Source organism: Mesorhizobium sp. M7A.F.Ca.CA.001.08.2.1 (genome assembly GCF_003998455.1).
Classification (GTDB): Bacteria; Pseudomonadota; Alphaproteobacteria; order Rhizobiales; family Rhizobiaceae; genus Mesorhizobium; species Mesorhizobium ciceri.
Genome location: NZ_RZPW01000078.1, coordinates 1 through 13,235 on the forward strand (window position 1 = coordinate 1; position 13,235 = coordinate 13,235).

At 63.4% G+C, this 13,235-nt stretch carries 13 protein-coding genes; 2 read left to right on the top strand and 11 right to left on the bottom strand.

Going from position 1 to position 13,235, the window contains the following annotated elements; all coding sequences use genetic code 11:
* The 3 genes from EN914_RS07350 to EN914_RS07360 all read right to left on the bottom strand — a co-directional run.
* Nucleotides 1-330 (bottom strand): thiamine pyrophosphate-binding protein (locus EN914_RS07350; RefSeq protein WP_245497806.1); only part of this gene is annotated, 330 nt, incomplete at its 3' end.
* A gap of 34 nt (nucleotides 331-364) precedes the next feature.
* Nucleotides 365-2,299: a 5-dehydro-2-deoxygluconokinase gene (gene iolC, locus EN914_RS07355; RefSeq protein WP_024502015.1), complete on the bottom strand. Its 1,935-nt coding sequence runs from the start codon at nucleotides 2,297-2,299 to the stop codon at nucleotides 365-367.
* Nucleotides 2,300-2,440: 141 nt separating this feature from the next.
* Nucleotides 2,441-3,286 (bottom strand): MurR/RpiR family transcriptional regulator, encoded by an 846-nt coding sequence (locus EN914_RS07360; RefSeq protein WP_024502014.1) that lies wholly within the window; start codon nucleotides 3,284-3,286, stop codon nucleotides 2,441-2,443.
* A gap of 155 nt (nucleotides 3,287-3,441) precedes the next feature.
* Here EN914_RS07360 and EN914_RS07365 point away from each other — a divergent pair, with 155 nt between their 5' ends.
* Nucleotides 3,442-4,551, top strand: a complete 1,110-nt coding sequence (locus tag EN914_RS07365) for a Gfo/Idh/MocA family protein (RefSeq protein ID WP_013528369.1) — start codon at nucleotides 3,442-3,444, stop codon at nucleotides 4,549-4,551.
* A gap of 11 nt (nucleotides 4,552-4,562) precedes the next feature.
* Here EN914_RS07365 and EN914_RS07370 read toward each other — a convergent pair whose 3' ends face one another.
* Complete coding sequence (locus tag EN914_RS07370) at nucleotides 4,563-5,264, bottom strand: YafY family protein (protein WP_024502013.1); 702 nt, start codon at nucleotides 5,262-5,264, stop codon at nucleotides 4,563-4,565.
* A 129-nt stretch (nucleotides 5,265-5,393) separates the two neighbouring features.
* Between EN914_RS07370 and EN914_RS07375 the strand changes: the two genes are divergently transcribed.
* On the top strand, nucleotides 5,394-6,029 hold the full coding sequence (locus tag EN914_RS07375) for a LysE family translocator (protein ID WP_024502012.1): 636 nt from the start codon (nucleotides 5,394-5,396) through the stop codon (nucleotides 6,027-6,029).
* Nucleotides 6,030-6,063: 34 nt separating this feature from the next.
* Here EN914_RS07375 and EN914_RS07380 read toward each other — a convergent pair whose 3' ends face one another.
* The 7 genes from EN914_RS07380 to EN914_RS07415 all read right to left on the bottom strand — a co-directional run.
* On the bottom strand, nucleotides 6,064-7,155 hold the full coding sequence (locus EN914_RS07380) for a 3-deoxy-7-phosphoheptulonate synthase (RefSeq protein WP_024502011.1): 1,092 nt from the start codon (nucleotides 7,153-7,155) through the stop codon (nucleotides 6,064-6,066).
* A gap of 517 nt (nucleotides 7,156-7,672) precedes the next feature.
* Nucleotides 7,673-8,467 carry an SDR family oxidoreductase gene (locus EN914_RS07390; protein ID WP_013528365.1) on the bottom strand — a complete coding sequence of 265 codons (795 nt, stop codon included), beginning with the start codon at nucleotides 8,465-8,467 and terminating at the stop codon, nucleotides 7,673-7,675.
* Nucleotides 8,468-8,501: 34 nt separating this feature from the next.
* A complete protein-coding gene (iolG, locus tag EN914_RS07395) occupies nucleotides 8,502-9,497 on the bottom strand; it encodes an inositol 2-dehydrogenase (RefSeq protein WP_024502010.1) in 996 nt (331 codons plus the stop codon).
* A 110-nt stretch (nucleotides 9,498-9,607) separates the two neighbouring features.
* Nucleotides 9,608-10,375, bottom strand: a complete 768-nt coding sequence (locus tag EN914_RS07400; RefSeq protein ID WP_023810655.1) for an ATP-binding cassette domain-containing protein — start codon at nucleotides 10,373-10,375, stop codon at nucleotides 9,608-9,610.
* A gap of 2 nt (nucleotides 10,376-10,377) precedes the next feature.
* On the bottom strand, nucleotides 10,378-11,454 hold the full coding sequence (locus EN914_RS07405) for an ABC transporter permease (protein WP_013528362.1): 1,077 nt from the start codon (nucleotides 11,452-11,454) through the stop codon (nucleotides 10,378-10,380).
* A 114-nt stretch (nucleotides 11,455-11,568) separates the two neighbouring features.
* Nucleotides 11,569-12,510, bottom strand: a complete 942-nt coding sequence (locus EN914_RS07410) for a sugar ABC transporter substrate-binding protein (RefSeq protein ID WP_024502009.1) — start codon at nucleotides 12,508-12,510, stop codon at nucleotides 11,569-11,571.
* A gap of 300 nt (nucleotides 12,511-12,810) precedes the next feature.
* A partial coding sequence (locus EN914_RS07415; RefSeq protein ID WP_348629979.1) for a substrate-binding domain-containing protein occupies nucleotides 12,811-13,235 on the bottom strand: 425 nt, incomplete at its 5' end.

A 13,235-nucleotide genomic window follows, 5' to 3' on the forward strand; every position in this document is an offset into this window, starting at 1 on the left:
CCTGTTTACATGGGCGAGCGCCGCCGCCGTCACCATGTTGAGCGCGCCGGGGCCGATCGAAGAGGTCGCGGCCATGAAGCGGCGGCGGAAATTGGCCTTGGCGTAGGCGATTGCCGCATGCGCCATCGCCTGTTCGTTGTGGGCGCGAAAGGTCGGCAGTTCGTCGCGCACCTGATAGAGCGCCTCGCCGATGCCGGCGACATTGCCGTGGCCGAAGATCGCCCAGACGCCGCCGAAGATCGGGACTTTGCTACCGTCGATCTCAGTCATCTGGCGCGACAGGAAGCGGGTCAGCGCCTGCGCCATCGTCAGGCGGATTGTCTTGCTCATGGTGTTTTCCTCCGCAGTCCTATTCCGCGCCTTCTTATGCCGCCTTGCGGCCGCGCGCGGCAAGCCACGCATCCGTCAACTGTTCGAAGCGCTGCGCCATGTCGGCGATCGCCTCGTCATCCGACATCCTGCCGGCCAGCCATTGTTCGGCCGCATGGACGAAGATGGTGCGGCCGACGGCAAAACCCTTGACGATGGGTGCCTTGGCGGTGGCGGCGAACGCCGCTTCCAGCTCGTCCTGCGGCGCTTCCAGGCCCAGCAGCACGACGCCGCGGCACCAGGGGTCGTGCTTCAGGATCACGGCCTCGATCTTCGCCCAGGCGCCGCTCGACGCCTGCGGCTCGAGCTTCCACCAGTCCGGCTTGATGCCGAGCGCATAGAGTTCCTCCAGCGCGCGCGGGATCGTCGTGTCGTCGAGCTTGCCATGCTTGCCGGCAATGATCTCGATGAGAAGCTCCCTGCCGACCTTCCGCGCGCCTTCGAACAGCGCGCGCAACTTCTGCTGCTGTTCGTCCTTGAGCGCCGCCGGATCGTCGGGATGATAGAAGCACAGGCATTTGATGCAATGGTCGACCGGCCACTCGGTGAGCTGCGAGCCGATGTCCTGCGAGAATTCGAAGCGCAGCGGCCGCGAACCCGGCAGCTCCACCGGCCGCCCGAGCCAGGCGAAGGAATGCCTGGCGAATTCGAACATCGCCTTGCGGCCGTGTTTCTCGTCGATCAGCATGCCGTAGCCGTCGCGGCCGGCGGCAACCTTCGCCGCCGCCTTGACCGCCAGCACCTTGAAATCCTGGATGCGTGCGGGATCGGCACCGGCCTTCGCCGCCACATCCTCGAGCTGCACGCGGTGGTCGCAGGCGAGCGCCATCATCGAGGGAATGTCGCGCCGGCGCGTCGTTGCCCAATGGATGTGGTTGATCGCCTCGTCCTTGCGCAACGCCAGATGCCTGCTGCCGTTCTTGAGGAAGAACCGCAGCTCCTCGAAGGTCGGATATTCCGGCGCGCAGAGCAGCCGCGACACGGCGAAGGCGCCGCAGGCATTGGCCCAGGTCGCCGCCGTCGCATGGTCTTCGCCGCCCAGCCAGCCGCGCAGGAAGCCCGACATGAAGGCGTCGCCGGCGCCGAGCACATTGTAGATCTCGATCGGAAACCCCTTGCCGACGACGCCGTCCTCGAGATCGTCGCTGATCGGTCCGTCATAGACGATGCAGCCCATCGCGCCGCGCTTCAGGACGATGGTGGCGGACGACAGCGAGCGGATTGTCTTCAAGGCGCTCAGGCAATCATCGGCGCCCGACGCGATCATGATCTCTTCCTCGGTGCCGACGATGAGGTCGCAGTCGGGCAGCACCGTCTTCAGCTGCGCCGAGACCCGGTCCGATTTCACATAGCGCTCGAACCCTTCGGCATGGCCGGCGAGACCCCACAGGTTCGGCCGGTAGTCGATGTCGAACACCACCTTGCCGCCCTTGGCCTTCATGATGCGGATCGCCTTGCGCTGCGCGGCATCGCTGTTGGGCCTGGAAAAATGCGTGCCGGTGACGACGATCGAGCGCGCCGAGGCGATGAAGGCCTCATCGATGTCTTCCGGCGCCAGCGCCATGTCGGCGCAGTCCGAGCGATAGAAGATCATCGGCGAGACGCCTTCGTCCTCGACCGACAGCAGCACCAGTGCGGTCAGCCGCTCCTTGTCGGTCTTGAGCCCGTCGACATTGACGCCTTCACGCGTCAGCTGCTCGCGGATGAAGCGGCCCATCTGCTCGTCGCCGACGCGGGTGAGCAGCGCCGAGCGCAGGCCGAGCCTGGCGGTGCCGACCGAGATGTTGGCCGGGCAGCCGCCGACCGACTTGGCGAAGGAGGTGATGTCCTCCAGCCGCGAGCCGATCTGCTGGCCGTAAAGGTCGACGGAAGCGCGACCGATGGTGATGACGTCCAGCGGCGCGTATTCAGCGTCCACGGCTTCGCTCATTGGAACCTCCCGTCGGCCTTGTTGTGTTGGGGTACACGCGCGAGCGGCAGCGTGGCGCCGGGAATATGAAATAATAATTCCAATCCATAGTCAATATGGAATGAGCATTCCTTCGGTGAAAAGTACCTTTTCGGCGGTGGATCAGGCCTTGCGCTTCCTGCCCGTGTCGCGCCGCTTCTCGCCGACGCCGACGGTCAGTGCCATGGCCAGCGCCATTGTCGCCGACAGTGAGCGGAAGCCGGCGAAATCGGCCTCGGCAACCTCGAACCAGACCTTGGCGAACTGGGCGAGCGGCGAAAACGAGCTGTCGGTGATGGCGACGATCGGCACGCCCTGTTCCGAAATGCTGCGCGCCTCCTCGATCGTGGCGGGCGCGTAGGGCGAGAAGGAGATGGCGATGACGGCATCCGCCGGCGTGGCGAAGCCGATCATCTCGGCATTCAGCCCGGCCGCCGATTCGATCAGCTGGTTGCGGATCTTCAGCTTGCCCAGTGCATAGGCGATGTAGGACGCCACCGGATAGGAGCGCCGCTTGGCCAGCACATAGATGGTTTCCGCCTTTGCCAGCAGGGAAATAGCGTCTTCCAGATGCGCTTCGTCCAGCGTGCGCGAGATATCGTTGAGCGAGGTCGAGGCGGCGGCGACGAAGCCGTCGAAGATCGCCCGGTGGCCGGCGCCTCCCTCAGCCTTGACGCGCAGCGCCTGCAGCCTTTCGTCATAGGATGAGTTGCGCTCGCGCAGCCGCTCGCGAAACACCTGCTGCAGGCTGGTGAAACCATCGAAGCCAAGCTGCTGGGCAAATCGGATCAGGGTCGAAGGCTGCACGCCGGCCGAAGCGGCGATGCTGGCGGCGGTGCCGAAGGCGATATCGTCGGGATTGTCGAGCGCATGGGCAGCGATCTGGGCGATGCGCTTCGGCAGGCTTTCGCGTCGCTCCAGGATGGTGGTGCGCAGCGTCTCGAAATCGCGAGGTACCCGTTCGTCCATCGTCGCTCTGTCCAGGCTCATGCGTGAAGCGTCCTCTGTGCCTCATCATAGCGAGCCTGCGCAAGAACACCATAAAAAATGAGGCAGACATTCCATTTCAGGAGAAAATGGACTAATTCATCCACGCAGCGCTTCAAGCAGTGGAGAAACGGAAAATGGTCGGCGTCGGTCTCATCGGTACGGGTTTCATGGGCAAGTGTCACGCCATCGCATGGAGTGCCGTCAGCGCTGTCTTTCCCGACGTGGCCAAGCCACGGCTGGTCCATCTCGGCGAGGTCAATGAAGAGCTTGCCCGGCGCAAGGCCGGCGAGTTCGGTTTCGCCAAGGCGTCGGGCGACTGGCGCGCCGTCGTCAACGATCCCGAAGTCGACATCGTCTCGCTGACCACGCCCAACCAGTTCCACCCGGAAATGGCCGTCGCCATCCTCGAAGCAGGCAAGCATCTGTGGTGCGAAAAGCCGATGGCGCCGAGCTTTGCCGAGGCCGAGGCGATGGCGGCCGCGGCGAAAAAGTCCGGCAAGGTCGCGGCCCTCGGCTACAACTACATCCAGAGCCCGGCCATCCGCCATATCGGCGCGCTGCTGGAAGAGAAGATCATCGGCGAGGTCAACCATCTGCGCATCGAGATGGACGAGGACTTCATGGCCGACCCCGAAGCGCTGTTCTTCTGGAAGCACGAAGCAGCTTCCGGCTATGGCGCGCTCGACGATTTCGCCGTGCATCCGCTGTCTCTGGTCTCGGCCCTGTTCGGCCGCGTCGCCAGTGTCATCTGCGACATGGCTAAACCCTATGCCGATCGCAAGCTGGCCAGCGGCGGTCGTCGCGCGGTGGAGACCTACGACATCGCCAGCGTGCTGATGCATCTGGAAAACGGCATTGCCGGCACGCTGCTGGTCAACCGCTCGGCCTGGGGCCGCAAGGGCCGCATCGCCGTCCAGATCTTCGGCTCTAAAGGGTCGATCCTGTTCGACCAGGAACGATCGAACGAATTCCAGCTCTATCTCACATCAGACCGGCCGACCGAACAGGGCTACCGCACCATCCTGGTGGCGCCGCACCACAAGCCCTATGACCTCTTCGTGCCGGCGCCGGGCCATGGCCTCGGCTTCAACGATCTCAAGATCATCGAGTGCCACGAATTGCTGACGCGGCTTGAAGGCAAGCCGGCGCGGCTCATCGAGTTTGCCGAAGGGCTGGAGATCGAGCGCACGGTGCACGCGATGGCGCGCTCGTTCGAGGAAAAGCGCTGGGTGGACGTACGGTGATATAAGCCCGCTCAGACGACCGTGGCAGCGACGTTCGTCTCCCATCCATTCACCCAGACCTGCCGCAAGCGGTCGCCTTCGCCCTTGAAGCGTAACCCGGTCGCCTGGCAATCCGCGATCCGGTCGCTGCGGAAATTGCGGATCGCCTGGCGCAGCTCGCACCAGGCGACGATGTTGGCGGTTTCGGCGTAGTAGATCAGCGCGATCGGGCGGATGAGGCGCTCGGAGGCGCGGCCCATTTCGTCTCGATAGGAGAGGTCGAGCTTCTCCTCGTCGCGGATGGCGCGTCGCACCAGCGCAAGGTCGATCGCGCCGGTCGAAGGCGCGGCGAACCCCCACGCATGCAGCGCATTGGCGTCGAATACCTGGCGCAAGGGCGGCGGCACCGCGCCGGCGATCTTGGCGCTGACGCGCTTGGCCGCCTGCTTGAGCTCGCTGTCGCCGGTGCGCTCCAGCAGCGCCAGCGACAGGACGATCGCCTCCATCTCCTCGATCGAGAACATCAGCGGCGGCAGGTCGAAGCCGGGACGCAGGATGTAGCCGATGCCGCGTCCGCCCTCGATCGGCACGCGCATCGCCTGCAGGGCGGCAATGTCGCGATAGATCGAGCGCACCGTCACCTCCAGCCGCTCGGCGATCGTCGCTGCCGTCACCGGCTGCCGCGCCAGCCGCACGATCTGGATGATCTCGAACAGGCGCGACGCCTTGCGCATTTTTCTCGCCCGGTTTCCATCACAACTGACACACCATCGTCAGTTGGGCTGACCTATAGGAGCGCCTATCGAATTGAAAATCAACAGGTTCCGCTGCGGTTTGGCGGAGCGAGGCGGCAGGCAACTGACATGGGCTATGCGGAAAATCTCTGGCTTTTCTTTATCCTGCTGTTCGGCATCATCGCCGTTCCGGGCATGGACATGCTCTTCGTGCTTGCCAATGCACTGACCGGCGGCCGCGACCGAGGCCTTGCTGCGACCGGCGGCATCATGGTCGGCGGCATGGTGCACACGCTGAACGGCGCCATCGGCGTCGGCCTGCTGATGCATTTCGTGCCGATCCTGTTCAAGCCCCTTCTGCTTGCCGGCGCCGCCTACATGGCCTTCATCGGTATCACGCTGATGCGCAGTTCCATCACTGTCGGCCAGGAGGGGCCTGCCGGCAGCCGTTCCGCGTGGAAGGCGTTTCGCCAGGGGTTTGTGACCTGCCTGATCAACCCGAAGGCATACCTGTTCGTGCTTGCCGTATACCCGCAGTTCCTGAAACCGGACTACGGTCCGATCTGGATGCAGGCGACGGTCATGGGGCTGCTGACCGTGGTGACGCAGGCTGCGATCTATGGCGGGTTGGCTATCACGGCCGGCCGCAGCCGCAACCTTCTGATCGCCAATCCGCGGGCGACCATTTTTGCCGGCCGGGCGGCCGGACTGCTGCTCTTTGCCGTGTCGGTGTTCACGGCATGGGAAGGATTAAGGGCGGCGTAATCCCGGTCACCGCCGCCCACTTCCCTATGCCCTATCAGGCAGCTCCCTGCCGGTTGTCGATCATGGCGCGGCGTGCCGAGCGGCGCCACTCGACGGCGCCGGCAAGGCCGTGCAGCACCGTCTCGGTGGTCGCCCAGTCGATGCAGCCATCGGTGATGCTCTGGCCATAGACCAGCGGCTTGCCCGGCACCACGTCCTGCCGGCCGGCGACGAGATTGCTCTCGATCATCAGGCCGATGATGCGCTCGTCGCCTGCCGCGACCTGGCCGGCGACATCTGCCGCCACCTTGGGCTGGTTCTCGGGCTTCTTGGCCGAGTTGGCGTGGCTGACGTCGATCATCAGACGGGGCGCAACGCCGATGCGGGCGAGTTCCACAGCGGCGGCTTCGACGCTCGCCGTGTCATAGTTCGGCTGAACGCCGCCGCGCAGGATAACGTGGCAGTCCTCATTGCCCGTGGTCGTGGCGATGCCGCTGCGCCCGCCCTTGGTCACCGCCATGAAATGATGCGGCTGCGCGGCGGATTTCACCGCCTCGGCGGCTATGCGCAGATTGCCGTCGGTGCCGTTCTTGAAGCCGACCGGGCAGGAGAGGCCCGAGGCCAGTTCGCGGTGGATCTGGCTCTCGGTCGTGCGCGCGCCGATCGCGCCCCAGGCCACGAGGTCGGCAATGTATTGCGGGGTGGTCATGTCGAGGAATTCGGTCGCCGCCGGCAGGCCGAGATTGTTGACGGCCGACAGCACATTGCGTGCCATCCGCAGCCCCTTGTCGATGTTGAAGCTGCCGTCGAGGTCGGGATCGTTGATCAGGCCTTTCCAGCCGACCGTCGTGCGCGGCTTTTCGAAATAGACCCGCATCACGATCTCCAGCCGGTCCGACAGGCTCTCGCGCAGCGCCGCCAGACGGCTGGCGTAATCGACGGCCGCGACCGGATCGTGGATCGAACACGGGCCGACGATGACGAGCAGCCGGTCGTCGGTCCCGTTCAAGATGGCATGGATTGCGTTGCGCGATGCGCTGACGGTGCGCGTCGCCGTCAAAGTGCGCGGTATCTCCCGCATCACCTCGTCCGGTGTGCTCAGTTCTCGGATTTCCTTGACCCGGAGGTCGTCTGTGGTGGTCAACACGGCTTTCTGCTCCTGTCGAGAGCATGATGCCGAAAAGTGTGAAGCGGTTTTCGGACGACATCATGCTCCTCTTTGATTTAGAGGGAACCTGCCGGCTGAAAACAAAAAAGCCGCCAGGTATGGCGGCTGTTCGGATCTTGTTGCTGCAATCTTCAGATCGAGCGCAATCCTCCCGCCGCCAGCGAGCTCCTAAAGTACCAATATGTGGCGGTCAGGTTGATCATGAGGCTCATATAGTCGATGCGGAGGCACTTGTCACGTGCCCTGATGCGGAGACAATTCGGGATGGCCGAAGCACCCAAACTTCGTCCTCCCTGGGCGGAGCAGGAGCGAAGCTCCGTCGCGGAGACCCTGGGATCCATTCCGTGACTTTGGCCGAATGGTGCAGCGGAGCAGAATTCCGCACCGCAGCAACGCTCAGAAGTCGCGGCATGGATCCTCGGGTCTGCGCTGCGTCGCTACGCTCCTTGCTCCGCCCGTGGATGACGAAGTGATGGGCGTTTGAGACTCGCCGGCGTTACTCCGGTGACGCCCCCGCAATGCTTTGATCGTAGTCGACCAGCGACCCGGTCATGACACCGGACTGTGGGCTGACCATGTAGCTGATCAGACGGGCAAGCTGGTCCGGCTTGACCAACTGGCCCATCGGCTGCGTCGCTTCGGCCTTCGCCAGCCAGTCGTCCGGCGCGTCGTGCCACTTCTTCTGCACGATATCCTCACCTTCCGTGTCCATCCAGCCGGGCAGCACCGCATTGCAGCGGATGCGGTTGTAGCGATAGGCATTGGCCACGTTCTTGGTCAGCGTCATCAGCGCGCCCTTGCTGGTCGAATAGGGCGTCAGGAACGACTGGCCGGTATGCGCCGACATCGACAGCACGTTGACGATCGAGCCGGGTGCCTTCTTTTCCAGGAGATGCGCCACCACGCCCTGCATCAGGAAGAACGGGCCGCGCACATTGGTATCGAAAATCGTATCGAACAACTCTTCGGAGGTTTCGACCAGCGAACCGCGCGCCGAAGTGGCGGCGGCGTTGACCAGCGCGTTGACGGTGCCGAAATGCGAGATCGCGGTGGCGACCGCGCGCTTGCAGTCCGCCACTTTTGACACATCGGCGCTGATGAAAATCGCATCGACGCCGGCTTTCTTGAAATGGGCGACAGCCTTGTCGCCCTTCTCCTGCGAGCGGCCGATGAGCGCCAGTGCCCGGCAGCCTTCATCGGCCAAGGCTTCGGCGACGGCAAAGCCAATGCCTTGCGCGCCGCCGGTGACGATGGCGCGTGTCTGTGAATTGCGATCGGCTGATGCGCTCATCGCTCTGCTCCTGTGGTTTTTCCTTAGGGTTCTCTTACTGGTCGAGACGGACAGTCTTGCCGGTCGTCGCTGATTTCAGCGCTGCGTCGGCCAGTTTCAGCGCCACCAGTCCGTCCGCACCGCTCGGCGCGGCCTTCTTGCCTAACGTCGCTGCGGCGATGAAAGCAGCGATCTCATTGGCATAGGCGTCGAGATAGCGGGTCATGAAGAAGTCGTGCAGCGGCGGGCGGGTATAGCCCTTCTCGTTGGCCAGCTCGATCGACACCGGGCGCTGGTTCTCGGCGGCAACCATGCCTTTCGAGCCGTGCACCTCGATGCGCTGGTCGTAGCCATAGGTGGCGCGACGCGAGTTGGAGATGACGGCCTGCTTGCCGGAAGCGGTTTCGAGGATGACACTGACGCTATCGAAATCGCCGGCATCACCAATCTTCTTGTCGACCAGCACCGAGGCATGGGCGCTGACCGCCACGACCTCTTCGCCGAGCAGGAAGCGCGCCATGTCGAAATCATGGATGGTCATGTCGCGAAAAATGCCGCCCGAACGCTTGATGTAGTCGATCGGCGGCGCGCCGGGATCGCGCGAGGTGATGGTGACCATCTCGACGGTGCCGATGGCGCCGTCGTCGATCGCCTTGCGCACGGCGGCGAAGTGCGGATCGAAGCGCCTGTTGAAGCCGACCATCAGCGTCGCCTTGGTCTTCTCGACCACGGCCAGGCATTTCTCGACGCGCTTGACGTCGAGGTCGATCGGCTTCTCGCAGAAGATCGCCTTGCCGGCCTTGGCGAAGCGCTCGATCAGATCGGCATGGGTGTCGGTCGGCGTGCAGATGATGACGGCGTCGATATCTCCGGCTTTCTCGATGTCCTCGATGCTGCGCACCTCGGCGCCATAGGCGCTGGCCAGTTCGGTGGCCGCCTTCTCGAACGCATCGGCAACCGCAACCAGTTTGGCCTGCGGATTGGAGCCGACGGCACGGGCGTGGACCTTGCCGATGCGGCCGGCACCGAGGAGAGCGAAGCGAACGGTCATGGGTATTTCCTCTGGGGAATGGGTTGGAGAGAGTTGTCCGCACCTTGCTTTTGGGGAAAGGTGGCAAGGCTATTTTTCGAGCGCGCCAGAAACAGGATGACCATCCTGTTTTAGGCCGCGAGTTCCGCCTCCCCGGTCTTGGCGCCGGTGATGTAGGAGACGATATCGTTTCCGTCGGTGTTCTCCTTGCGCAGATTGGCGACGATGCGGCCGCGCCGGAACACGACGATACGGTCGCAGAGATCGAACACCTGGCGCATATTGTGGCTGATCAGGATCAGCGGCTCGCCATTGTCCTTCAGCGTACGCACGATGTTTTCGACCTGCGCGGTCTCCTGCACGCCAAGGGCGGCGGTGGGCTCGTCCATGATGATCAGCTTGGAGGCGAAGGTCGCCGTCCGGGCGATCGCCACGCACTGGCGCTGGCCGCCTGACATGTGGCGGATGGTGTTGGACAGATTGGGGATCTTCACCGCCGTGCGGACCAGCGCCGCCTCGGTTGCCTTGCGCATGTATTTGCGGTCGAGGATCGAGAACGGGCCGAGGTTGAACAAAACCTTCTCGCGGCCGAGGAACAGGTTCGACGGCACGTCGAGATCGTCGGCCAGCGCCAGATTCTGGAACACGGTCTCGATGCCCGCCGTGCGGGCCTCGATCGGCCCGGCAAAATTCACTTCCTTGCCGTCGAACCAGATCTGGCCGCTGGTGCGCTGCTCGACGCCGGTGATCTGGCGCACGAAGGTCGATTTGCCGGCGCCGTTGTCGCCCATGATGGCGACATGCTCGCCCTTGCGCAGCTCGAAGTTCGCGCCTTCCAGCGCATGCACGCCGCCATAGCGCTTGGTCAGGTTTTCGGTCTTCAGGACGATGTCTGACATGGTCATGCCCTCATTGCCCGCAGGCGTTGGCGCCACTGGTCGAGAACCACCGCACCGACGATGATCACGCCCTTGACCATCTCCTGGTAGTAGGCGTCGAGGCGCAGGAAGGTGAAGCCGGAGATGATGACGCCGAAGATCAGCGAGCCGATCACCGTGCCGATGATCGAGCCGCGGCCGCCCGACAGCGAGACCCCGCCGATGACCGCCATGGCGATGGCGTCGAGTTCGTACATCACGCCCATGCCGGACTGCGCGGTCAGGTTCTTGGAGCTCAGCACCACGGCGGCGAGCGCGGCGAGAATGCCGGCGATGACGTAGACCAGGATCTTGTGATTGGCGATCTTGATGCCGGACATGCGCGCGGCGTCCTCGTTGGAGCCGATCGCGTAACAGTGCTTGCCGTACCTCGTATAGGTCATGATCAGCTGGAACAGGATGGCCAGCGACAGGAAGATGACGACCGGCATCAGGCCTTTGCCGATGCTGGCGAAACTCTCGGTGGGAAACGAGATCGGCTGGCCCTTGGACCACCATTTGGCGATGCCGCGCGCGGTCACCATCATGCCGAGCGTGGCGATGAACGGCGGAATGCGCGTGTAGGCGATCAGCGCGCCATTGACCAGGCCGGCGAAGAGGCCGCAGGCGATCGCCACCAGCAGCGGCACGATGACAGGCAGGTCGGTCCAGCCTTGCGCCAGGAACATCGCCTTGGGATTGGGGTTGCCGTTGACCGTCGCCACCTGGGCGAAGCTCATGGCGATCATGGCGGTCGCGCCGACGATCGAGCCCGAGGACAGGTCGATGCCGCCGGTGATGATGACCTGTGTCACGCCGATGGCGATGATGCCGACGATCGACACCTGCAGGATGATGATCTGCAGGCGCGCTTCGTTGAAGATGCCGCCGACATCGCTGCGTGTGTTGAACAGGAAGCTGTCGCCGAGAAAGATGCGGCCGATGAGTTCGAAGATGACGACGAGAATGACCAGTGCCAGAAAAACATTGAACTCGGCCGGCCATGTGCGCTTCTTCGCATCATAACCGACGCCGCCGACGCCATGAGATGTCTGTGCCACGTATTCTGTCCTCCATCAGCCGCGGTCGCCCTCGCGCCGTGCCGGCGCTGAGGGAGAGAGGGGAGCGGCGCTGTCTTGATCGAGAGCGCCGCTCCGTATCGAACCGCTGGCGGCTCAGTTCTTCTTCAGGAACTTGTCGATGTTGGCTGGTGTCACCAGCTGGAAGGGCACGTAGACCTTGTGCTCGACCTTCTCGCCCTTGGAGAGCTTGAGCGCCGCATCGAGAGCGCCGGCGCCCTGGCCGGCGGCGTCCTGGAACACGGTTACGTCGAGGTCGCCTGCCTGCATGGCCGCCAGCGCGTCCTGGGTGGCATCGACGCCGCCGACGACAACCGCCTTCATGTCGATGTTGCCGGCCTTCATCGCCTGGATGGCGCCGATGGCGCTTTCGTCATTGTTGGCGATGACGCCATCGAACGGCTTGCCGGTCGACAGCCAGTTGGTCATCAGGTTCTGCGCCTCGTCGCGGTTCCAGTTCGACGTCTGCTTGTCGATGATCTTGATGAAGCTGCAATCCGGCGTCGCGATCACATCGTCGATGTCCTTGGTGCGCTGCACGGCGGCCTGGTTGGAAAGCTCGCCCATGATCACATAGACATTGGCTTCCTTCTTGCCGGCTTCCTTGAACAGGCGGCAGACTTCCTTGGTCTCGAGCGTGCCGGAATCGGCTTCGTTCGAGGCGACGAAGGCCTGGTTGTCGGGCAGCGTGTCGACGTTGACCGGCTCGCGGTTGACATAGACCAGCGGGATCTTGGCTGCGGCGGCGGCATCCGACATCGCCTGCGTGGCCGAAGTGTCGACCGGGTTGACGATGATGGCGTCGACGCCCGAAGCGGCGAAGTTCTTGATCTGGTCAAGCTGCTTGGCAACGTCGTTCTGCGCGTCCTCGACCTGCAGCTCGACGCCGCTCATACCCTTGGCCTGCTCGATCATGCCGTTCCGCAGCACGGTCAGGAAGTTGTCGTCGAACTTGGCCATCGACACGCCAACCTTGGCGGCCAGAGCGGATGAACTCATCAGCGCCGCGAAGGCGACGCCTAAAATCAATTTCTTCATTGTGTTTCTCCTCCACATATTGGTGTCCGGTTTCACCGATTTATCCGGAATCCCCGATCTCCCCGGGGAATCTCTCCCTGATGTCATTTCTATTCCGGGTGACGCTTGCCGTTGGCTGGAACGTCAAACCCTCTGTTTGAAACAGATATTCCGGAACGAAAGAACCAAAATATACAGATGATGAAATATTTATTCCATTTCACATCGGGGCGTCAAGGGCGATTCCGCGGCCTGCGGGCCGATTTACGCATCGCTCTGATGGATTCTATCATTTGCCTCGGCACCTCGCGCGGCGGCTGGCTAGATGTTTTCCGGCAGATAGATGTCGAAGGGCAGAAAGGTCTGGCCCGGAGCGTTGGCGGCGCCGGTTTCGATGGCATGCGCCATCAGGTCGACGAGCTCACGGCATAAAGCAGCGAGCGGGGTCGAGATCACCATGGTGAGGATGTTGTCGGCGAGTGCCGCGCGCGACTCGGCGTTGATCTCGTTGCAGACGACCACCGGCATGGTCGCGGGCTTCGCTGCCCGCAGCGCCGAGACCGCGCCTTCCATGCCACCGCCGGCGACGTAGCAGCCGGCAAGATCCGGATAGCGCGCCAGAAGATCGATCATCGCGTCATGGGTCACCTGGTTGGCTTCCAGATTGACCAGCGTTTCAAGCACGCTGAACTCCGGCGCATGCTCGCGGAAGAAGGAGCGAAAGCCGATCTCGCGCAGCTCATGGC